General features: G+C 69.2%; 17 protein-coding genes. 13 read left to right on the top strand and 4 right to left on the bottom strand.

Going from position 1 to position 21,642, the window contains the following annotated elements; translation table 11 throughout:
* Positions 1-155: 155 nt before the first annotated feature.
* Genes ACK5F2_RS14540 through ACK5F2_RS14525 form a run of 4 tightly spaced genes read left to right on the top strand, consistent with a single transcriptional unit; the run spans position 156 to position 3,335 of the window.
* A complete protein-coding gene (locus ACK5F2_RS14540; protein WP_409865786.1) occupies positions 156-1,259 on the top strand; it encodes an RluA family pseudouridine synthase in 1,104 nt (367 codons plus the stop codon).
* Positions 1,256-1,924 carry an HAD family hydrolase gene (locus ACK5F2_RS14535; RefSeq protein WP_409865784.1) on the top strand — a complete coding sequence of 223 codons (669 nt, stop codon included), beginning with the start codon at positions 1,256-1,258 and terminating at the stop codon, positions 1,922-1,924. The genes ACK5F2_RS14540 and ACK5F2_RS14535 overlap by 4 nt, the downstream gene beginning before the upstream one ends.
* Complete coding sequence (locus ACK5F2_RS14530; protein ID WP_409865782.1) at positions 1,924-2,319, top strand: Rieske (2Fe-2S) protein; 396 nt, start codon at positions 1,924-1,926, stop codon at positions 2,317-2,319. Before ACK5F2_RS14535 ends, ACK5F2_RS14530 begins: the two co-directional genes overlap by 1 nt.
* Before the next feature lie 11 nt (positions 2,320-2,330).
* Positions 2,331-3,335: a S49 family peptidase gene (locus ACK5F2_RS14525; RefSeq protein WP_409865779.1), complete on the top strand. Its 1,005-nt coding sequence runs from the start codon at positions 2,331-2,333 to the stop codon at positions 3,333-3,335.
* On the opposite strand, the gene ACK5F2_RS14520 is transcribed toward ACK5F2_RS14525, so the two are convergent.
* On the bottom strand, positions 3,301-3,936 hold the full coding sequence (locus tag ACK5F2_RS14520; protein WP_409865776.1) for a DUF4124 domain-containing protein: 636 nt from the start codon (positions 3,934-3,936) through the stop codon (positions 3,301-3,303). The genes ACK5F2_RS14525 and ACK5F2_RS14520 overlap by 35 nt on opposite strands.
* Before the next feature lie 74 nt (positions 3,937-4,010).
* On the opposite strand from ACK5F2_RS14520, the gene ACK5F2_RS14515 reads away from it, so the two are divergent.
* The 3 genes from ACK5F2_RS14515 to ACK5F2_RS14505 all read left to right on the top strand — a co-directional run bounded on the left by ACK5F2_RS14515 (position 4,011) and on the right by ACK5F2_RS14505 (position 8,241).
* Complete coding sequence (locus ACK5F2_RS14515; RefSeq protein WP_409865773.1) at positions 4,011-5,312, top strand: glycerate kinase; 1,302 nt, start codon at positions 4,011-4,013, stop codon at positions 5,310-5,312.
* Between the two features lie 150 nt (positions 5,313-5,462).
* Complete coding sequence (locus ACK5F2_RS14510; RefSeq protein ID WP_409865772.1) at positions 5,463-6,215, top strand: Crp/Fnr family transcriptional regulator; 753 nt, start codon at positions 5,463-5,465, stop codon at positions 6,213-6,215.
* A 148-nt stretch (positions 6,216-6,363) separates the two neighbouring features.
* Positions 6,364-8,241 carry a M48 family metalloprotease gene (locus tag ACK5F2_RS14505; RefSeq protein WP_409865770.1) on the top strand — a complete coding sequence of 626 codons (1,878 nt, stop codon included), beginning with the start codon at positions 6,364-6,366 and terminating at the stop codon, positions 8,239-8,241.
* A gap of 9 nt (positions 8,242-8,250) precedes the next feature.
* Here ACK5F2_RS14505 and xdhB read toward each other — a convergent pair whose 3' ends face one another.
* Both xdhB and xdhA read right to left on the bottom strand, forming a co-directional pair.
* Complete coding sequence (xdhB, locus tag ACK5F2_RS14500; RefSeq protein ID WP_409865767.1) at positions 8,251-10,575, bottom strand: xanthine dehydrogenase molybdopterin binding subunit; 2,325 nt, start codon at positions 10,573-10,575, stop codon at positions 8,251-8,253.
* Positions 10,572-12,122 carry a xanthine dehydrogenase small subunit gene (xdhA, locus tag ACK5F2_RS14495; protein WP_409865764.1) on the bottom strand — a complete coding sequence of 517 codons (1,551 nt, stop codon included), beginning with the start codon at positions 12,120-12,122 and terminating at the stop codon, positions 10,572-10,574. The genes xdhB and xdhA overlap by 4 nt, the downstream gene beginning before the upstream one ends.
* Positions 12,123-12,235: 113 nt before the next feature.
* Here xdhA and ACK5F2_RS14490 point away from each other — a divergent pair, with 113 nt between their 5' ends.
* Genes ACK5F2_RS14490 through ACK5F2_RS14465 form a run of 6 tightly spaced genes read left to right on the top strand, consistent with a single transcriptional unit; the run spans position 12,236 to position 19,302 of the window.
* A complete protein-coding gene (locus ACK5F2_RS14490) occupies positions 12,236-13,216 on the top strand; it encodes a LysR family transcriptional regulator (RefSeq protein ID WP_409865762.1) in 981 nt (326 codons plus the stop codon).
* A gap of 32 nt (positions 13,217-13,248) precedes the next feature.
* On the top strand, positions 13,249-14,595 hold the full coding sequence (gene guaD, locus ACK5F2_RS14485; RefSeq protein WP_409865760.1) for a guanine deaminase: 1,347 nt from the start codon (positions 13,249-13,251) through the stop codon (positions 14,593-14,595).
* The gene (locus ACK5F2_RS14480; protein ID WP_409865758.1) at positions 14,592-16,130 is read left to right on the top strand and encodes an ABC transporter ATP-binding protein; all 1,539 of its coding nucleotides are present in this window, start codon (positions 14,592-14,594) and stop codon (positions 16,128-16,130) included. The genes guaD and ACK5F2_RS14480 overlap by 4 nt, the downstream gene beginning before the upstream one ends.
* Positions 16,117-17,187: an ABC transporter permease gene (locus tag ACK5F2_RS14475; RefSeq protein ID WP_409865756.1), complete on the top strand. Its 1,071-nt coding sequence runs from the start codon at positions 16,117-16,119 to the stop codon at positions 17,185-17,187. The genes ACK5F2_RS14480 and ACK5F2_RS14475 overlap by 14 nt, the downstream gene beginning before the upstream one ends.
* A complete protein-coding gene (locus tag ACK5F2_RS14470; protein WP_409865754.1) occupies positions 17,187-18,107 on the top strand; it encodes an ABC transporter permease in 921 nt (306 codons plus the stop codon). The genes ACK5F2_RS14475 and ACK5F2_RS14470 overlap by 1 nt, the downstream gene beginning before the upstream one ends.
* 25 nt (positions 18,108-18,132) lie before the next feature.
* The gene (locus tag ACK5F2_RS14465) at positions 18,133-19,302 is read left to right on the top strand and encodes a BMP family ABC transporter substrate-binding protein (protein ID WP_409865752.1); all 1,170 of its coding nucleotides are present in this window, start codon (positions 18,133-18,135) and stop codon (positions 19,300-19,302) included.
* 84 nt (positions 19,303-19,386) lie between these two features.
* Here ACK5F2_RS14465 and ACK5F2_RS14460 read toward each other — a convergent pair.
* Positions 19,387-21,642: TonB-dependent receptor plug domain-containing protein (locus ACK5F2_RS14460; protein WP_409865750.1), on the bottom strand; the 2,256-nt coding region annotated here is incomplete at its 5' end.

Genomic DNA, 21,642 nt, shown 5'->3' with positions numbered 1-21,642 from the left:
GCTGGCGGCCCCGACGGGGTTCTTGCAAATCTGCGCTGCCACGCGCTGTCGACAACCGCCCGGTCACTTGGGGACAGGGCCCGCCGCCTCGAGCGCGCGTTGCATCACCTTATGGGCCGATCTTGCCGGCCCGCCACGCCTGCGCCGTGGTCCTAATGCCCGTAAAATCAGGCAAATCAAATACTTACGGCGCAATTGTGGTTCGGAACATTATAGGGGCTAAAGCGGGCCCGAAAGCTGGGGTCAGCCCCAGGGGCCCCAAGCCTGCCGCGCCGGCCGGTGAGCAAACGCCAACTTTGCAGGTTCGACGGGTCCTGATCGATGAGGGCTCGGCCGGACAGCGGCTGGACAACTTCCTGCTGCGCGAGCTCAAGGGCGTGCCCAAAACCCATATCTACCGCGTGATCCGCGCTGGCGAGGTGCGGGTCAACAAGGGCCGCGCCCAGGCCGACACCCGGCTGGCCCTGGGCGATGAGGTGCGCGTACCCCCGGTGCGCCTGCCCGAGCGCGCCACGGCCAAGCCCGACTATGTGCCGGCCAAGGAATTCCCGGTGCTGTTCGAGGACGAGCACCTGATCGCCGTCAACAAGCCCGCTGGCGTGGCGGTGCATGGTGGTTCGGGCGTGAGCTTCGGCGTGATCGAGCAGCTGCGCCAGGCGCGGCCCCAGGCCAAGTTCCTGGAGCTGGTGCACCGCCTGGACAAGGAAACCTCGGGTCTGCTGCTGATTGCCAAGAAGCGCAGCGCCCTGGTCGCCCTGCAGGACCAGTTCCGCGAGCGCGAGATGGGCAAGACCTATGCCGCCCTGGTGCTGGGCGACTGGGCCGAGAACAAGAAGGTCATTGACGTGCCCCTGCTCAAGTTCGTGGGCGGCGATGGCGAGCGCTGGGTGCGCGCCGTCACCAGCTCGCACGACCCCCAGGCCGAGCAGGCCAAGCGTTCCATCAGCCTGGTGCGGGTGTCCGAGCGCTTCCCGGGCGCGGCCTACAGCCTGCTGGACGTGACCATCAAGACCGGCCGCACCCACCAGATCCGTGTGCATCTGGCGCATGAGGGCCATCCCATCGCGGGCGATCCCAAGTACGGCCAGTTCGAGGCCAACCGCCAGCTGGCACGAGGTGCGCTCAAGTTCGAGCGCATGTTTCTGCACGCCCGGCGCCTGAAGTTCAGCCATCCTGCCAGCGGCGCCGAGATCGAGCTGCTGGCGCCCCTGCCCCCCGAATGCGAGCGCCTGCTGGGCGCGCTGAGAGCCACCGCATGAGCACCCGACCGCAACGCTTTGACCTGATCGTCTTTGACTGGGACGGCACCCTGTTCGACTCCACGGCCCTGATCACCCGCTGCATCCAGGCCGCGGCCGAGGACCTGGGCCTGCCCCGCCCCAGCGACGCGCAGGCCAGCTATGTGATCGGCATGGGCTTGCACGAGGCCCTGGCGCACGCGGTGCCGGGCCTGGACCCGGCTCGCTACCCCGAGCTGGGCCAGCGCTACCGCCACCATTACTTTGCCGCCCAGCATGCGGTGACGCTGTTTGAAGGCACGCTGGCCATGCTGCAGGCGCTCAAGGCCCGCCACCACTGGTTGGCCATCGCCACCGGCAAAAGCCGACGCGGCCTGGACGAGGCGCTCAAGGTGGCGCCCGAGCTGGGCGCGCTCTTCGACGGCAGCCGCACCGCCGACGAGACCGCCGGCAAGCCCAACCCCCTGATGCTCAACGAGCTGATGCGCGAGTTTGGCGCCGAGCCCGAGCGCACCCTGATGATCGGCGACACCAGTCATGACCTGCAGCTGGCCCTGAACGCCGGTACGGCCAGCGTCGGCGTCGGCTACGGTGCCCATGACCACAGCACGTTTGGCGAGTACCGGCCCCTGCATATCGCCCATACCGTGCCCCAGCTGCACGCCTGGCTGATCGAGAACGCCTGATGAGCACGAACGAGCCCGACACCGCTGCCCAGGGCCTGCCCCTGTGCCCCTCCGAGGCGCTGGAGGAGCGCGGCCGTGCCCACAGCTTCGATGTACTGCAGTGGAACCAGCCCGCACGCGCCTTCGCCCTGCGCTTTGACGGCGAGGTGGTGGCCTATCTGAACCGCTGCGCCCATGTGCCCACCGAGATGGACTGGCAGGAGGGCGAGTTCCTGGACCGCGACAAGCAGTACATCATGTGCTCCATCCACGGCGCCGTGTACGACCCGCGCAGCGGGCGCTGCGTCACCGGCATGTGCGGGCGCATGGGCCTGACCAAGATCGCCGTCTCGGAGCGCGAGGGTCAGGTCTATTGGTATCCTAGCCGCGACACCAAGCCGGCTTTCGAGGAGTAGAAGAAGCCATCATGAATTCCCACGACGATCTGCCGCCTCCCATTGCCGACCCGCTGGGCGCGTCGCCGCAGCCCGCGGCCCAGGCCGGTTCCGCGGCAGCCCATGAGCAGCTGATGGCTCAGTTCGCACGCGACTACCTGCGCGAGCGCCGCAGTGAGCGCCGCTGGCGCAGCTTCTTCCGCCTGGCCTGGCTGGCCCTGATCGCCAGCCTTCTCTACCTGATGTTCGCCCAGCGTCATCCCGGGGCCACCCAGACCACCCCGCATACGGCCCTGGTGGAAGTGCGTGGCGAGATTGCCGTGGACTCAGAGGCCAGCGCCGAGCTGATGATCTCGGCCCTCAAGAATGCCTTCGAGGACAAGGGTGCCCAGGCCGTGGTGCTGCGCATCAACTCGCCCGGTGGCAGCCCGGTGCAGGCCGGCATCGTCAACGACGAGATCCGCCGCCTCAAGGCCAAGCATGGCAAGAAGGTCTATGCGGTGGTGGAGGAGGTTTGCGCCTCCGGCGCCTACTACATTGCCGCCGCGGCCGACGAGATCTATGTGGACAAGGCCTCGGTCGTGGGCTCCATCGGCGTGTTGATGGACGGCTTCGGCTTCACCGGCCTGATGAACAAGCTGGGCGTGGAACGTCGGCTGCTGACGGCGGGCGGCAACAAGGGCATGCTCGATCCCTTCTCGCCCGAGAACCCGCAGCAGAAGGCCTATGCCCAGGCCATGCTGGACCAGATCCACCAGCAGTTCATCACCGTGGTCAAAGAGGGCCGCGGCAAGCGCCTGAAGGAAACCCCCGAAACCTTCTCCGGCCTGTTCTGGAATGGCGAAGAGGCCGTGCGCATGGGCCTGGCCGACGGTCTGGGCAATCTGGACTATGTGGCGCGCGAGCTGGTCAAGGCCGAGGAGGTGGTGGACTACACCCCCCGCGACAATGTGGCCGAGCGCCTGGCCAAGCGTTTCGGCGCCTCGGTGGGCGAGGGAGCCGTCAAGGCCTTGCGCAACCTGGCTCCCATCCATTGAGGCAAGGCGCCGGGCGGCGAGGGCGCGCGAGCTCCTGCTGCGCCCGCCGCTGCTTGGCAATGCGCTCGCCCTCCGCCGGGTCCGCGGCGCTGTGCATGTCCTCCGCACGGCGCCTTGCGTCTGCCGCATTGGAGCTGCTCTGGGCCGCGCGTGCCTCGCGGCTGATCCGCCAGTCCTCCGCTGAGTAGCGGCCCTGGCCCTTGCGGCACTGGCGCACCCGGCGGATTTCGTCCTGCATGAACTCCCGCTCGGCGTCGCCCAGGCTGCGGGAGTTGGCACGTACCTCCATATCACGCAGCTCCTGGTCGCCGGGGCAGTCATTGACGGGCTCGCTTCTGGCCTGGGACTCCATGGCTGCCGAGGCGGGCTGTGAATCGGCAGCGCGCCTGGGCGCCTCCACCACATTGCCTTGCAGGCGCCGCGCGTCCAGTGCCTGGCCCTGTCTGGGGCAGGGACGGTCCGAGAAGCTGATCTGGCCTTGCGCATCCCGGCACTGCCAGACCTCGGCAAGCGCCGGCCAGGGCAGCGCCATGGCCAGCCAGAGTGGCAGGCTGCGCAGCGCCCATCGTGATGGGGGGCGGGAGGGTGGAGTCTGTTGCATGGGACGTCCCTGAGCTGTGCGCCTCTCAACGCGCTGGGCCTGTGTTTGGTGGACCGGCTGCGCATAATCCGCCGATGGCCCAAGCATCTTCTTTGCGTGACGATCCCCGGGCGCTCCTGCGACATCTGTTTGAGGTGGCTGTGGCGCAGGCCCTGCCGCGAAACATTCTGGCACCTCAGCTGCCCGATCCACCCCGCCGGGGCCGTACCCTGGTGCTCGGGGCAGGCAAGGCGGCGGGTGCCATGGCCCAGGCCCTGGAGGCAGCCTGGCCCTTGGAGGCCCCGCTATCGGGCTTGCTGGTCACGCGCTATGGCCACATCCCGCCGGGCTACCGGCCCCAGCGCCTGCGCGTGGTGGAAGCGGCCCATCCGGTGCCGGATGCCGCGGGCCTTCAGGCGGCCCAGGACATGCTCGCCCTGTGCCGGGACCTGGGGCCGGAAGACCTGGTGCTGTGCCTGATCTCCGGCGGCGGTTCGGCCCTGCTGAGCCTGCCGGCACCGGGTCTTGCCTTGCAGGACAAGCAGGACATCAATCGCGAGCTGCTGCGCAGCGGCGCCTCCATCGAGGAGATGAACTGCGTGCGCAAGCATCTCTCGGCCATCAAGGGCGGTCGGCTGGCCCTGGCCTGTGGGCCGGCGCGCGTGCTGACCCTGGCCATCAGCGATGTGCCCGGTGACGATCCGGCCGTGATCGCCTCGGGGCCCACGCTGGCCGATCCCAGCAGCTGCGCGGATGCCCTGGCCATCTGCCATCGCTACGGGCTGACGCTTCCGCCGGCGGCGCTGGCCGGTCTGGAGTCCGGGGCCTTCGAGACACCCAAGCCGGGTGATCCGCGCCTGGCCGGGCATGAGTTCCGCATGCTGGCCACGCCCCAGCGGAGTCTGGAGGCCGCGGCCAGTGCCGCGCGCGAGCTGGGCCTGGAGGCCCATATCCTGAGCGATGCCATCGAAGGTGAGTCGCGCGAGGTGGGGCGTGTGCATGCCGCGCTCGCGCGCGCCGTGGCAAGACGCGATGCCCCGTTTCGCAAGCCCTGCTTGCTGCTCTCGGGCGGGGAGACCACGGTCACGCTGCGCACGCGGGGTGGTCGTGGCGGCCGGGCCACCGAGTTTCTGCTGGGGGCCGCCCTCGCCCTGCTGGGGGAGCCGGGTGTTCACGGGCTCGCCGCCGATACCGACGGCATCGATGGGGTGGAAGACAATGCCGGCGCCCTGCTCACGCCCGACACCCTGGCGCGCGCGGCCGCCCTGGGGCTGAATGCGCAGCGCGAGCTGGAGGCCCATAACGCCTATGGCTTCTTTGCGCCCCTGGGCGATCTGGTCTCGCCCGGCCCGACCTTCACCAATGTCAACGACTTCCGGGCGCTGTTGATCGAGTAGGGCGCTGGAAACCAGCGCTCCGCTTGTCCCTGGAATTGGGGGAGGGGCTTCGAGGCGGGCCGGAGTTTTGACCCAGCGCAAGGCCCCGGCTGCGGGCTTGGCGCACATTGCGCACATGTTCCACCCCCAGCGCCTTGAGCCCCTCGCGTCGTGAGTTCATCGCTGCAAAGTCTGCATGTCTATGCACCGCCCGTCCTGCCGCCTTCGGGGCTGTCGGGTCTGCCGGGTGTCGAGCAAGGGGAGCTGGCCGAACGCTGGCAGGCCCTGCTGGGTGGCGCGCGCCTGAGTTCCGAGGTCTTGGCGGCCCTGCAGGCCATGGCGGTGCCGCGTGAGTTGGCGACCGGTGCGCGCGTGTTCAGCCGCAGCGATGCGGCGCGCGGCTTGGTGGCCGTGCTGGAGGGCACGGTGGGCCTGGGGCAGCAGCGCGAGGACGGCAGCTTCCAGCTGGAACGCACCCTGCGTGGGCCTGCCTGGGTGGATCTCGCCAGTGCCTGGCTGATGGACGGTCATGGCCAGGATGCCCAGGCCCTGGCGCCGGCCAGGGTGGTGGAGTTGCCGCTGCCCGCCATGCGCCAGCTCATGCAGCGCCAGCCTCTGCTGCAGGATCGTGTGCTGGTGGCGCTGGCGCAGACGGTGCGTGCCCTGTCCGCCGCCACCCATGATCTGATGCACAAGGATGCCGAGAAGCGTCTGGTGGCCTGGCTGCTGCAGCAGTCCGAGGGGCGCTCTCAGCTGCGACTGGCCGAGCGCAAGCGCGATATCGCGGCCCAGCTGGCCATCACGCCCGAGACCCTGTCGCGCATGATGCGGCAGCTCAAGGAGAAGGGGCTGATTGCCGTGGCGGGCTATACCGTCCAGCTGCTGGACTTGGCCGGTCTGCGCGACCTGGCTCGCGAAGCCTGAACCGACGCCGCCCGCTCGCCGGGCGCGCGCGCCTTAATTCACGGCCTGTAACAGCTTCAAGCCCGATCCGGTCGCCTTTGGCCGGCTGCGCCCCGAAAATACGGCTCTTTGCGCGCTGGCGGGAGGCGGCGCCAGCGGAGGAAGGCGCTTGCAATACACCGACTATGTACACAGGGTGCGCCTGCATGAGCAGGCCAGCCAGGATCAGCCACAGGCTTACCGCCGCCGTGTGCTGGCGTTCGCATTGCTGGGTTATGCCCTGATCTGCCTGCTGGGATTGCTGGCCCTGGGCGGGCTGCTCTGGCTGGCCTGGTCGCTGATCCAGGGAGAGTTCCGAGGCTGGATGCTGGGCCTGGGGCTGGCCTGTCTGGGGCTGCTCTGGGCCACGGTCAGCGGCCTGCGGGTGCCTTTCAGGGAGCCCGAGGGCCAGCGACTCACGGCCGAGGAGGCCCCCGAGCTCTTCGAGGGCCTGGAGCGCATACGCGACAAGATCAAGGGCCCCCCGCTGCACGCGGTGCTGATCACCGAGGAGTTCAATGCCGCCATCGTGCAGCGTCCGCTCTGGATGGGTTTGCGCCACCGCAACTACCTGCTCATCGGCTGGCCCTTGCTGGCGGCCATGGAGCCGCGCCGCGTCTTCGCCGTCCTGGCGCATGAATACGGGCATCTGCGCGAGTCTCATGGCCAGCTCTCGGCCTGGATCTACCGCAGTCGTGCCGCCTGGTCGCGCCTGCTGGCGCGTTATCACGACGATGCCTCGCCCATGGCCTGGCTGCTGGCGGGTTTTGTGCGCTGGTATGCGCCGCGCTTCGATGCCATGAGCTTTGCGCTGGCCCGCGAGGACGAGTATGCGGCCGACCGTGTGGCGGCGCGCATCTTCGGCGCCGAGCTTGTTGGCCAGACCCTGCAGGAGGTGGCGGTCAAGAGCCGGCTCTATGAAGAGCATTTCTGGCGCCACTGGTGGCGACTGGCTCGCCTGCGACAGGGCGGGGCGCCTGTGGCGCCGCATGCGCAGATGGCCAGCACCTTGCTGCATCTGAGTGAGCCCGAGCGTCTGCAGCAGGCCTTGCGCCAGGTCTTGCGCGCGCCGGCCGACCCCAGTGACACCCATCCGGTGCTCAAGGACCGCCTGGCCGCCCTCAAGCAGCGGGCCACCAGCCTGGCGCCGCAGTCCACGCGCAGTGCGCTCACCCTGCTGGGGCGGGCCCGCGAGCGCATCGGTGCCGATCTCGATGCACGGTGGTGGCAGCTGCACCGGCAGGACTGGCAGCGCCATGGCGAGCAACTGCGTGCGCTGCATGCCGATGTGCGTGCATTCCAGGCGCGAGCCACCGTCAACGACATGCTGGGTGTCGAGGATCTGCTGCGCTGGGCCGCTGGACTCAAGGCACTGAGTGAGCGGGACCCCAGCCCGGTGCTGGAGCGTGCGCTGCAGCTCTCACCGCGGCATGAGCAGGTCTTGCTGGGCCTGATTTCGCATCACGCGCCGCTGGGCACGCCGCAGGAGCGGGTGGCCGACTGGTTGGAGCGGCTCTACCAGGAGCATCCCGGCCAGGCCTGGCGTGCGGCCTGCCTGGCGCAGCAGTGGATGGATAGGTGCAGCGACCCCGCCATGCTGGCCCGGTTGAGACCCTTGTGGCGTGAGCGCTTTGCCCGTGCGCAGACCATGGAGCAGCAGGCCTGGGCGCAGTTTGCCGCTACGCCCTGCTGGGAGCGCAGCGTGCCCCTGGCGCTGGATGAGGACGGCCTGCGCCGGCTCAGGACCCTGCTGCTGCGTGAGCGCGATGTGCGCGCCGCCTGGCTGGGGGCGCAGGATATCGTGACCCAGCCTCCCGGGGCCCATTACACGCTCTGGCTGCAATGCCGCCCCGGCGTGGGGGCGGGCAGTGCCGCGGAGCTGGCTGGTCGCATCGATGCGGCCATGGATCTGCCGGGGCGAACGCGGGTGGTGCTGGTGGATCACCAGGTGGAGCGCGCCCGCGTGGAGCAGACCCTGCACCTGCTGGCGCTGGTGCAGCGGCGCTGAAATCCGCCCTCAGGGGCGGCTGACGAGGGCGCGCAGCACGGCCTCGGCCGTGGCCGGGGCCCTGAGTTGCGGATCCCAGCGCGCCGGGCCGGTTGAGGCCACCGCGTCCTTGATGGCCAGCAGCACCGAGAAGGGCAGCAGCAGGGGCGGCTCGCCCACCGCCTTGCTGCGGTGGATGCTGTCCTCGCGGTTGGGGGCATCGAAGAGCGCCACGCGGAAGTCCACGGGCATGTCATTGGCCGTGGGGATCTTGTAGGTGCTGGGCGCGTGGGTGAGCAGCAGGCCGGTCTGCGGGTGCCACTTCAGCTCTTCCATGGTCAGCCAGCCCATGCCCTGCACAAAGGCGCCCTCGACCTGGCCGATATCCAGGGCCGGGTTCAGGGACTGGCCCACATCGTGCAGCACATCGGCGCGCAAGACCCGGTTCTCGCCGGTGAGCGTGTCCACCAGCACCTCGGCCACGGCCGCGCCATAGGCGTAGTAGTAGAAGGGCCGGCCCTGCAGGCGGCTGCGGTCCCAGTGCAGGCCCGGCGTGGCGTAGAAGCCTTCGCTCCAGAGCTGGATGCGCTCGAAATAGGCCTTGGAAACCAGCTCGGCAAAACCGATCTCGCGCCCGCCGCCGCTGACGCGCCCGCCCGCGAAGCGCAGCTCGTCCTCGGTGCAGTCCAGCAGGCGCGCGGCCAGAGGCATCAGCCGGGTCTTGATGCGCCGGGCGGCATCCTGGGCGGCCTTGCCATTGAGGTCGGCGCCGGTGGAGGCGGCGGTGGCCGAGGTATTGGCCACCTTGCTCGTGTCGGTGGCGCTGGCGCGCACCCGGGCCAGGTCCACGCCCAGCTCATGCGCCACCACCTGGGCCACCTTGGTGTTCAGACCCTGACCCATCTCGGTGCCGCCGTGGTTCACCAGCACCGAGCCATCGGTGTAGATGTGGACCAGGGCGCCGGCCTGGTTCAGGTGCACCACATTGAAGGAAATGCCGAACTTCAGCGGCGTCAGCGCCAGACCCTTCTTGAGCACGGGGCTGGTGGCGTTGAAGGCCTGGATGGCGGCGCGGCGCCCCCAGTAGTCCGACTGCGCGATCAGGCGCTGGCTCAGGGGCTCGAGGATGTTGTCCTCGACCTGCTGGCCATAGGGCGTCACATCCCGCCCGCCCTCGCTGCGGTAGAAATTGCGCTGACGCACCAAGAGCGGGTCCAGCCCCAGGCGGCGCGCCACCGAATCCAGGATCATCTCGATGGCCAGGGCGCCCTGCGGGCCGCCGAAGCCGCGAAAGGCGGTGTTGCTCTGGGTATTGGTGCGGGCGCAGAAGCCATGCATGGCCACATGGGGCAGCCAGTAGGCATTGTCGAAATGGCACAGGGCGCGGGCCATCACGGGGGCGGAGAGGTCGGCGCTGTGCCCGCAGTTGGAGATCAGCTCGATCTCGGCGGCCAGGATATGGCCCTGCTCGTCAAAGCCCACCTGCCAGCGGTAGTCAAAGCCGTGGCGGCGGCCGGTGATCAGGAAGTCGTCATCGCGGTCCAGGCGCAGCTTGACCGGCCGGCCCAGGCGCATGGCGGCTACCGCGGCCACACAGGCGAAGAGGGCCGACTGCGACTCCTTGCCGCCAAAGCCCCCGCCCATGCGCCGGCACTGCACCTGCACCTGGTGCGCGCTCCAGCCCAGGGCATGGGCCACGAGCTGCTGCATCTCGCTGGCATGCTGGGTGGAGCAGTGCAGCAGCAGGCCCTGGTCTTCCTGGGGCAGGGCGTAGGAGATCTGGCCCTCCAGGTAGAACTGTTCCTGACCGCCCACCGACCACTCGCCCTCCAGCCGCTGCGGTGCGCTGGCCAGGGCCGCGGCGGGCTCGCCGCGCGTGAGATGCATGGGCGGCACCACATACTGGCCCGCGGCATGGGCCTCGCGCGCCGTCAGGATGGGGGGCAGGGGCTCGGCCCGTATCGCTTGCTTGGCCAGGGCGCAGGCGCGGCGCGCCAGCTCTCGGTCGCTCGCGATCACCGCGAACACCGGCTGACCCAGGTATTTCAGCTCGCCATCGGCCAGGATGGGGTCGTCGTGCACCAGGGGGCCGCAGTTGTTCTCGCCGGGCAGATCGGCCGCGGTGAGCACGGCCACCACGCCGGGCTGGCGGCGCAGCAGCTCCAGGTCCACGCCCAGCAGGCGGCCATGGGCCAGGGGCGAGAGGCCGAGTGCCGCATGCAGAGTGCCCTGGGCCTCGGGGATGTCGTCGGTGTAGCGGGCCTCGCCGCTGACATGCAGGGCGGCCGACTCATGCGGCCGGCTCACGCCCACCTGGGCCAGGGCGGCCTGGGGCAGATCGCTGGGCTTGTTCATGCGCTGTGGCTCCCGTGGTGAGCGGCCTGCCAGACGCTGGTGGCGCCGGCCGGCAGCGGGTTCTCGGGCCGGGTTTCCAGCCAGAAGCGGGTGATGAGATTGCGGGCCACCTGCAGGCGGTAGTCGGCACTGGCGCGCAGGTCCGTCATGGGCTGGAAGTCCTGGCCCAGGGCCGCCGCGGCGGCCTGGGCGCTGGCCTCGTTCCAGGTCTGGCCGCGCAAGGCGGCCTCGGCCGCGGCGGCGCGCTTGACGATGGCGGCCATGCCGCCAAAGGCCAGGCGGGCTTCGCGCACCGTGCCGCCATCCAGATCCAGGCTCAGCACCGCGCAGATGGCGGAGATATCGCTGTCATAGCGCTTGGAAATCTTGTAGGCGCGCAGCACCGTGCCCGGGCCGGGCAGGGGCACCAGCAGGGCCTCCAGGAATTCGCCGGGCTGCAGCGCGTTTTTCATGTAGTCCAGGTAGAAGTCCTGCAGGGGCAGGCGGCGCTGCTGGGCACCACGGCGCAGCAGCAGCTCGGCGCCCAGGGCGATCAGGGCCGGCGCGCCATCGCCGATGGGGCTGCCATTGGCGATATTGCCGCCCAGGGTGCCGGCCAGGCGCACCGGGGGCGAGGCAAAGCGCAGCCAGAGCTCGCGCAAGTCAGGCACGGCCTCGGCCAGCGCCCCCCAGGCGGCCTCCAGCGAGGCGGCGGCGCCAATGCGCAGGGCGGGGCGGCCGTCCGCCAGCGTGGTGGTTTCAATGGTCTTGAGCGCCTCGACCGCGCCGATATAGAGCAGATCGCCCACATCGCGGAACTGCTTGTTGACCCACAGGCCGATGTCCGTGGCGCCGGCCAGCAGCCGGGCCTGGGGACGGGCCTCGCGCAGTCCGGCGAAGTCCTCCAGGCTGCGCGGCGCATCGAAGCGGTCCAGGCGGCCGCCAAAAGCGGGGCTGGCGGCCTGGTAGTGCAGGGGCGGGTCGGCGCGCAGCTGCTGCAGCGCGGCAGTGGCCGGTGCCAGATCCAGGCGGCGCGCGGGTTGTATCTCGAACATGCGCTGGCCCGCGTCCAGGATGGGCCGGTAGCCGGTGCAGCGGCAGAGATTGCCGGCCAGATCGTCGGCCAACTCCTGGCGGCTGGGCCGGCTGCCGGCCTGGCAGTGGCGCTCGTAGCTGGCCTGCAGGCTCATGGCAAAGCCGGGAGTGCAGAAACCGCACTGCGAGCCATGGCAGTCCACCAGGGCCTGCTGTACCGGACCCAGGTCCCGGGCGCTGCCCAGGTCCTCGACGGTGAAGAGGGCCTGGCCGTCCAGCGTGGGCAGGAACTGTATGCAGGCGTTGACATTGCGCAGCTCGAGTCGCTCGCCGCTGGTATCCAGTGAGCCCACCAGCACCGTGCAGGCGCCGCAGTCGCCCTCGGCACAGCCTTCCTTGCTGCCGCTGCAATGCGCATGCTCGCGCAGGTATTGCAGCACCGTGGTGGTGGTGGGCAGATGCTGGACCTCGCGGATCTCGCCGCGGTGGAAGAAGCGGATGGGACGGCTGCTCGGACTCTTCGCGGTACTCATGGCGGTACTCATGGCGGCTGTGGTGAGGGCACTCTCGGGACAATCCCGCACCTTAGCAACTAGCTTTCCTGGGAATATATGCGTTCGAGCATAGTGGGTATCAAGGAAACGATATGAGTGGCCGGGCGCTCTTCGACAAGATCGAGCTTCAACTCGTGCGGGTTCTGCATACCGTGATCAGCGAACGCAGTGTTTCCCGGGCCGCCCTGCGGCTCCAGAGCAGCCAGCCCGCCGTCAGCGCCCAGCTGCGGCGGCTGCGCGAGCTCACCGGCGACGCGCTGCTGGTGCGCGGTGCCGGCGGCATGACGCCCACGGCCACCGCCCTGGAGCTGCTGGCCCCGGCCGCGGCCCTGCTGCGCGAGGCCGAAACCCTGTTCGGCGAGCGCCAGCGCGCCGGCCGCGGGGCCGGCTTCGAGCCGGCCACGGCGCGCCTGAGCTTTCGCCTGGCCGCCAGCGACTATCTGGACCCGCTCTTCCTGCCCGAGCTGGTGGCGCATCTGCAGCGCCTGGCGCCGGGCGTGCAGCTGGATTTGCAGCCGCTCTCGGCCGAGTACGACTACCGCGCCAGCCTGGCCCGGGGCGAGGTGGACCTGGTGATCGGCAACTGGCTGGAGCCGCCGGAGGAGCTGCATCTGGGCCGCCTCCTGTCCGACGAGGTGGTCTGCCTGGTGGCCGAGGACCACCCCCTGGCCAAGTCGCGCAACCTCAGCGTGGAGCGCTGGCTGGACTGCCAGCACTTGGCGCCCATGCCGCTGTCGCCCGGCCAGCCCGGCGTGATCGACCAGCATCTGGCCCAGCTGGGCCTGAGCCGGCGGATCGCCGTGCGCAGCGCGCACTTTGGTCAGCTGCCCGACATGGTGTCCCGCAGCCTGCTCGTACTCACCACGGGCCGGCTGTTCTGCAGCCGCTATCTGGACCGCTTGCCGGTGCGCATCGTGCGCTGTCCCGTGAGCTTTCCCCCCATGGCCTATTACCAGCTCTGGCACGGGCGCAGCCATGGCCATGCCGCCCAACGCTGGTTGCGCGAGCAGGTGCGCGAGGTGGCGCGGGGCCTGGTTGCGCGTGCGCCCGCCGCCGCGCGCGTCAAAGCCTGAGTCCGGCCTGAGACAATCGCAGGCTTCGCCTTATGAATATGCCTTCCCCTACGAATCCTGCGTCCATCCGCGGCCGCCTGGCCCTGCGCGGCGACCTGCTGGACTTCAGCGCCACGCCCGCCTGGGCCGCGCTGGATGACCCCGCCGTTCGCTACCGGCCCGACCACTGGCTGCTGATCGAGGCCGACGGCCGCATCGCCGGCGTGCAGGCCCATGAGCCCGACGCCAGCTGGCAGCGCCGCGATTACCGCGGCCGCCTGATCCTGCCGGGCTTCATCGACACCCATGTGCACTGCCCGCAGCTGGACGTGATCGCCTCCTACGGCGCCGAGCTGCTGGACTGGCTGAACACCTACACCTTCCCGGCCGAGACCCGCTATGCCGACCCGGCCGTGGCGCGCCTGGGGGCCGAGCGCTTTCTGGACGCGCTGCTGGCGCATGGCACGACCTCGGCCGTGGTCTTCCCCACGGTGCATAAGGTCTCGGCCGAGATGCTGTTCGAGGCCGCCGCGGCGCGCGGCATGCGCCTGATCACGGGCAAGGTGCTGATGGACCGCCATGCGCCGGACGCACTGCGCGACGATGTGGCCGGCGCCGAGCGCGACTGCGTGGACCTGATCCAGCGCTTTCACGGTCAGGATCGTCTGGCCTATGCCGTGACCGTGCGCTTCGCGCCCACCAGCACGCCCGAGCAGCTGGCCATGGCCGGCGCCCTGTGCCGGGCGGACGCCTCGCTCTATATGCAGACCCATGTGGCCGAGAACCGCGACGAGGTGGCCTGGGTGGCTCGGCTCTTCCCACAGGCGCGCAGCTATCTGGACGTCTATGCCCGCGAGGGTCTGCTGCACCCCAAGGCGGTGCTGGCCCATGGCATCTGGTTCGACGAGGCAGATCGCCGCGTGCTGGCCGCCAGCGGCGCCCAGGTGGCGCACTGCCCCTCGTCCAATCTCTTTCTGGGCAGCGGGCTCTTCGACTGGGTGGCCGCGCGCGAGGCGGGCTACACGGTGAGCGCGGCCTCTGACGTGGGCGGCGGCACCTCGCTGTCCATGCAGCGCACCCTGGCCGACGGCTACAAGATGCAGGCCCTGGGCGGACGCCGCCTGACGGCCTGGGCGGCCCTGCACGCCGCCACCCTGGGCGCGGCCCAGGGCCTGGGTTTGCAGCAGGAAATCGGCTCTTTCGAGGCCGGTACACTGGCCGACGTTTGTGTCTGGGACTGGGCCTGCGGCCCGGTGGCCCAGGCGCGCGATGCCGTGGTGCGCGGCCTGCATGAGCGGGTGTTCGCCTGGCTGACCCTGTCGGACGAACGCAATCTGGTGGCCAGCTATGTGGCCGGTGTTCCGCGCTTCAGGCGCGATCCTGAGAGCGAGCCAACATGACACTGCGCCTCGAACTGAGCGGCATCAGCAAGCAGTACCCGGCCGTCAAGGCCAATGACGATATCTCGCTGCGGGTGGAGCCGGGCCAGATTCATGCGGTGCTGGGCGAGAACGGCGCGGGCAAGTCCACGCTGATGAAGATCATCTACGGCGCGGTGCAGCCCGATGCCGGGCGCATGCGCTGGAATGGTCAGGATGTGGTGATCAAGAGCCCGGCCCAGGCGCGGGCCCTGGGCATCAGCATGGTCTACCAGCACTTCTCGCTGTTTGACACACTGAGCGCGGCCGAGAACGTCTGGCTGGGCCTGGACAAGAGCGTGCCCCTGAGCGAGGTGCGCCAGCGCATCCGCGAGGTGGCGGCCAGCTACGGCCTGGACGTGGACCCCGAGCGCCCGGTGCACAGCCTCTCGGTGGGCGAGCGCCAGCGCGTGGAGATCGTGCGGGCCCTGCTCACCAAGCCCCAGCTGCTGATTCTGGACGAGCCCACCTCGGTGCTCACGCCCCAGGCGGTGGAGCGGCTCTTCATGATCCTGCGCCAGCTCAGCAGCGAGGGCTGCGCCATTCTGTACATCAGCCACAAGCTCGACGAGATTCGCGAGCTGTGCCAGCACTGCACCGTGCTGCGCGGCGGCCGCGTCACCGGCGAGGTGGATCCGCGCAGCCAGAGCAATGCCCAGCTTTCGCGCCTGATGATTGGCGCCGAGCCGCCACGCCTGCGCACCGAGCGCCGCGCCGCGGGCGCGCTGGCCCTGGAGCTGCAGGGCCTGTCCCTGGCCAAGTCCAGCCCCTTCGGCACCGATCTGCAGGACATCGCCCTGCGCCTGCATGCCGGCGAGATCGTCGGCGTGGCGGGCGTCTCGGGCAATGGTCAGCAGGAGTTGCTGGCCGCGCTCTCGGGCGAAGACCCGCGCGCGCCCGCCGGCAGTGTGAGGCTGTTCGGCACCGACATCGCACGGGCCAGCCCGCGCCGGCGCCGCCGCCAGGGCCTGCACTTTGTGCCCGAGGAGCGCCTGGGGCGCGGGGCCGTGCCCACGCTCTCGCTGGCGCAGAACCTGCTGCTCACGCGCAACGAGGCCTTGCGCCCCGGCGGCTTCATCGCCACGGCCGAGCTGCGGCGCAGGGCTGCGGGCCTGATCCAGCGCTTTGGCGTCAAGGCCGGTGGGCCGGACGCCGCGGCCAAGAGCCTGTCGGGCGGCAATTTGCAGAAGTTCATCGTGGGCCGCGAGATCGAGGCCGCGCCCAAGGTACTTGTCATCGCCCAGCCCACCTGGGGGGTGGATGTGGGCGCGGCGGCCCAGATCCGCGGCGAGCTGCTCAAGCTACGCGAGGCGGGCTGCGCCCTGCTGGTGGTGAGCGAGGAGCTGGACGAGCTGTTCGAGATCAGCGATCGCCTGGTGGTCATGGCCAAGGGGCGGCTCTCGCCGGCCCTGCCGGTGGCCGAGGCGACGGTGGAGAAAGTCGGGATGTGGATGAGCGGACTGTGGGAGGGACAGCCCCAGGCTGCCTTGGAGGAGGGTGCCCGTGCTGAAGCTTGAGCTGCGAGCGCAGCCTTCGAAATGGATGGCCCTGGGCTCGCCCCTGCTGGCCCTGGCCCTGACGGTGCTGCTGGGCCTGGGCCTTTTCGTGCTGCTGGGCAAGGACCCGATGCGCGGCCTGCAGATGTTCTTCTGGGAGCCCATCAAGAGCGCCTATGCCTGGAGCGAGCTGGGCATCAAGGCCACGCCCCTGATCCTGATCGCCCTGGGCCTGGCCGTGTGCTTCCGCTCCAATGTCTGGAATATCGGGGCCGAGGGTCAGTTCATCGTGGGCGCCCTGGCCGGCGGCTGGGTGGCCATGCAGGCAACACCTGACACCGGCCGCGGCATCGTGGTGCTGATTCTCTTGGCGGGTGTGGCCGGCGGGGCGGCCTGGGCTGCGCTCACGGCCCTGCTGCGCGACCGCTTCAATGCCAATGAGATCCTGGTGAGCCTGATGCTGGTCTATGTGGCTGATCTGCTGCTGAGCTGGCTGGTCTACGGGCCCTGGAAGGACCCCAATGGCTACAACTTCCCGCAGAGCATCAGCTTTCTGGCGGTGACCAAGATCCCGCGCCTGTTCGAGGGCTGGCGGGTCAATATCGGGGTGCTGATCGCCCTGGCCGCGGTGGCGGGTTTCTGGCTGCTGCTGTTCCGCACCTATGCGGGCTATGCCTTGCAGGTGGGCGGTCTGGCGCCGGCCGCAGCCCGCTATGCAGGCTTCTCCTCGCGCCGCGCGCTCTGGACGGCCCTGCTGCTCTCCGGCGGCATGGCCGGCCTGGCCGGGGCACTGGAGGCGGCCGGCCCTCTGGGGCAGCTGACGCCCTATGTGCCGGCGGGCTATGGCTTCGCCGCCATCATCGTGGCCTTTGTGGGCCGTCTGCATCCGGTGGGCATCGTGTTCTCGGGCATTCTGATGAGCATGTTCTACATCGGTGGCGAGCTGGCGCAGTCGCGCCTGGGGCTGCCCAAGTCCATCACCGGGGTCTTCCAGGGCCTGCTGCTTTTTGCCCTGCTGGCCTGTGACACCCTGATCCATTACCGGCTCCGCTGGGCCGCCGTGCGAAAGGCCGCCTGATGGAAAGCTACGCACTCCTGATCGCCGCGGCCATGAACGCCGGCACCCTGCTGGCCATCGCGGCCCTGGGCCTCTTGATCAATGAACGCGCCGGGGTGGTGAACCTGGGCGCCGAGGGCATGATGCTGGTGGCCGCCATTGCCGGCTTTGCCACCGCGGTGCACACCGGCAGCGATGGGCTGGCCTTTGCCGCGGGCATGGGCGCGGGGGCGCTGCTGGCCCTGGTCTTCGGTCTGCTGGTGATCTACCTCAACACCAACCAGTACGCGGCCGGCCTGGCCCTGAGCCTTTTCGGCACCGGCTTTTCGGCCTTTGTGGGCATAGGCTATGTGCAGGCCAAGCTCAGCACCCGGCCCAGCTTCTCGCTGCCCCTGCTGGGTGATCTGCCCTTTGTGGGGCCGGCCCTGTTCCGCCACCACCCCATGGTCTATCTGGCGATTGCCCTGACCCTGGCCCTGGCCTGGTTCCTCTACCGCTCGCGCGCCGGTCTGGTGCTGCGCGCGGTGGGCGAGTCGCCGGAATCGGCCCATGCCCTGGGCTACCCCGTGCGTCGCATCCGGCTGGCCGCGGTCATGGCCGGCGGTGCGCTCTGCGGCCTGGCGGGGGCCTATGTCTCGGTGATCTACACCCCGCTGTGGGTGGAGGGCATGATTGCCGGCAAGGGCTGGATCGCCCTGGCCCTGACGACCTTTGCCACCTGGCGCCCGGCACGGGTCTTGCTGGGTGCGTATCTGTTCGGTTTCGTCACCATGCTGCAGTTCCATCTGCAAGGCCAGGGCGTGCAGATCGCGAGCCAGTTCCTCTCGATGCTGCCCTATCTGTCCACCATCGTGGTGCTGGTGCTGATCTCCAGCAACGCAAGCTTCATCCGTGCGAACATGCCTGCCTCGCTGGGCAAGCCGTTTTACCCTGGTTCCTGACTCATCCTTATTGGAGGACTCTCCCATGACCCTGAAGACCAAGCGCGATCTGCTCAAACTCGCCGGCTGGAGCAGCCTGGCCGCCACCGCGGCCCTGGTGGGCTGCGGCAAGAAGGAAGAGGCCGCACCGGCCGCTCCCGCCGCCTCGGCCGCGGCTTCGGCCCCGGCGCCCAAGCCCGAGCCGCTGAAGATCGCTTTCGCCTATGTCGGCCCGGTGGGCGATGGCGGCTGGACCTTTGCGCATGACAACGGTCGCAAGGCGCTGGAGAAGGAATTCGGCGACAAGATCGTCACCAGCTTCGTCGAGAAGGTGCCCGAGGCGGCCGATGCCGAGCGCGTGTTCCGCGACATGGTGGGTCAGGGCAACAAGATGATCTTCGGCACCACCTTCGGCTATATGGAGCCCATGCTGAAGGTGACGCCCGACGCCAAGGACGTGAAGTTCGAGCATGCCACCGGCTACAAGCAGGCCGACAATATGCGCACCTACGACTCGCGCACCTATGAAGGCGCCTATATGGCCGGTGTGATCGCCGGTGCCATGACCAAGAGCAACACCCTGGGCGTGGTGGGCTCCATTCCCATTCCCGAGGTGATCCGCAATATCAACAGCTTCACGCTCGGCGCGCAGAGCACCAACCCCAAGATCAAGGTCAAGGTGGTCTGGGTCAATGAGTGGTTCAACCCGCCCAAGGAAACCGAGGCCGCGCAAAGCCTGATCAATGGCGGCGCCGACGTGCTGATGCAGAACACCGACTCCAGCGCCGTGCTGCAGACGGCCGAGAAGAATGGCAAGTACGCCTTCGGCTGGGACTCCGACATGACCGCCTACGGCCCCAAGGCCCACCTGGGCTCGGCCGTCATCAACTGGGGCCCGTACTACATCAGTGCCGTGCGTGAGGCCCTGGAGGGCAAGTGGAGCGCCGGCCCGGGCAAGCATGCCTGGTGGGGTGTGAAGGAAGGCGCCATCGACATGGTCTCGGTCAACGAGGTCGTGCCCGCCGAGGTGCGCGCCAAGGTCGACACCATCAAGGCCGGCCTCAAGGACGGCAGCTTCGCCATCTGGAAGGGCCCCATCGTCGGCCAGGACGGCAAGGAAGTGCTGAAGAAGGACGAGGTCGCGGACGACAAGTTCCTCTCCGGCGTGAACTTCTACATCAAGGGCGTCGAGGGCAAGGTGCCTAGCGGCAAGTAAGCCCCCCGGTGTGCTGAGGTCAACAGCCGCCCCGTGAGTTTCACGGGGCGGTTTTTTTGTGCCTGAACAATTTAGCGGCAGAGCTCAGAGCTTGACCTCCAGCCGCAGCTGCCAGCTGGTGAAGGTGCGGCCGTCGTTGTCGGTCGTGATCAGCTGTTCGCCCGTGTTGATGATCGTGCCGCTGCCATAGTCCCGCGGCGCGAGATTGCTGGCCGACAGGCGCAGGGCCCAGTCGCGGTCGATGTTCCACAGCGCAAAGGCGTCGAAGACGCGCTTGCGGTCGCTGCGGCTTTGTTGAATCAGGCTTTGCTGAAGCAGGTTGTCGGGGGTGAAGTTCAGGCTGGCACCCAGCTGCAGGGGCAGGCTGCGCAGGCGGTAGTCCGCGCCCAGATTGGCGGTGTAGCGCGGCTGCTGGTCCAGCCGGTTGTTGGGTCCGGGGATCTCGTCCACGCGCGAGCGGAACAGGCTCAGATTGCTGCGCAGCGAGATGGGCAGGGCCTCGTCAAAGAACTCGTCCAGGCGGAACTTGGCTTCCAGCTCGACCCCGCTGCTCAGGGCCTTGCCCAGGTTCTGCGGGCGGCTGACCCAGCGCTGTTCGCTGGACCAGCTGACCGACTCCAGCAGGGTCACATTGCGCATCAGATCGCTGATGCGACGCACGAAGACCCCGGCGCTGAGCACGCCCCCCTTGCTCAGATAGCGTTCCAGCGCCAGGTCCAGCCCCAGAGCAGTTTCGGGCCGCAGGCTGGGGTTGCCGGCGCGGTCGGGTTCGTTGGCGGTGTTGGCGCCGCTGGGGTACTGGTTGTTGATGCTGGGGCGGGCGATCAGGTCCTGGGTATTGGGGGCCCGGTAGCTGCGCGTGAGGCTCATGCGCACCTGGTCGCGGCTCTTCTCCTCGGGCTTCCAGACGGCGTGCAGCAGGGGCGTGAGCACCTGGGCGCTGTTGCTGACCGCGTAGTTGCTCGCGCTGCTGCGGGTGCGTATGCCTTCCCAGCGCAGGCCGGCATAGGCGGACCATTGCTTGCTCGGGTTCCACTCGTCCTGCACATAGGCGGCCAGGCGCAGGGTGGAGGCGTCGAAGTCGTCGCCAAACTCGCTGAGCTCGGGCCGGGGATCACCGTCCTGCAGGCTGTTGCGTTGCTGGCGCCGCTGGTTGCTCTCCAGCTCCAGGCCGCTGACCAGGCTGTGCTCCACGCCCTCGATCTGGCCCAGCTGCTGCGAGAGCTTGCCGGCGACGTTGAGTGAGCGGTCGCGGTTGCTCAGCGTGTCCTGCTGATCGCGCAGGCGCAGCCCGCCCCCGGCTGCGCCGCCGAATTCCTGGCGCAGGCTGTTGCTGTCCAAGCGGGCCGTGCCCAGGCTGCCGCGCAGCTCCAGACGGCTGTCCTCGCTCAGGCGCTGGTTGTAGAGGCTGCCCAGCCTGAGCATGCTGAACTCGCTCAGGCCCTCGGTGCTGGCGCGTGCATAGCTCTGCGGCGGGCTTTGCTCGATCTCGCCCTCGGTGCGGCTGCGGTGCTGCACCAGGAATGGCATCAGCGTGAGCTGGGCGCCGCCGTCCAGTTTCAGCTGCAGGCGACCATGGGCATTGAGGTTGCGGCGCAGCTCATCGCTCTGGCCGCTCTTGTGCAGCAGGCTCTGCGCGCCGCTGGCGAGATCCAGGGTGCTGATGCGCGTGTCCACATCGTCGCGGCGGCGCTGCTCGCCGGCCATCAGGCTGAGGCTGTAGGCGTGGCCCGCCTCACCCAGCTTGTCATTGCGTGTCCAGGACAGCTGGGGCTGCAGCAGGCCGCGCTCCGAGCCCAGGCTCAGCCGCAGATCGTTGAGGCGCTTGAGCAGGGCTTCGCGCAGCACGATATTGATGGTGCCGGCCACGGCGCGGGCGCCGTACTCGGCGCTGGGTGCGCGCAGCACCTCGATGCGCTCGATCTGCTCGGGCGGCAGCTGGTCCAGGGAGAAGCTCGGCGGCATGCGCTCGCCATTGACCAGGATCTGGGTGTAGCCCCCGCCCATGCCGCGCATGCGGATCTCGCCGCCACGGCCCGGCCGGCCGCCAATGGTGACGCCGGGCAGGCGCTTGAGCACATCGGCCACGCTGCTGTCGCCGAAGCGTTCGATCTCCTCGCGGCCGATGACGATCTTGGCGGCGGTGGCCGACCGGCGCAGGGTGCTGTCGCTGGGGCCGCCTTGCAGCTCTACGCGGTCCAGACGTTCCCGTGACGCGGGCGTGGTGGCAGCGGGGCGGGCGGGCTGAAGCTCAGGAGATGTGGCCGGGCGCGGCGCTTGTGCCTCGCCCGCGGCCGCCGCGGGCGCGGCGTCCTGGCCCCAGGCCGGATTCAGGTGGAG

This window comes from Roseateles sp. (genome assembly GCF_046300915.1).
Classification (GTDB): Bacteria; Pseudomonadota; Gammaproteobacteria; order Burkholderiales; family Burkholderiaceae_C; genus Kinneretia.
This window is presented reverse-complemented; position numbering and strand designations above follow the sequence as displayed.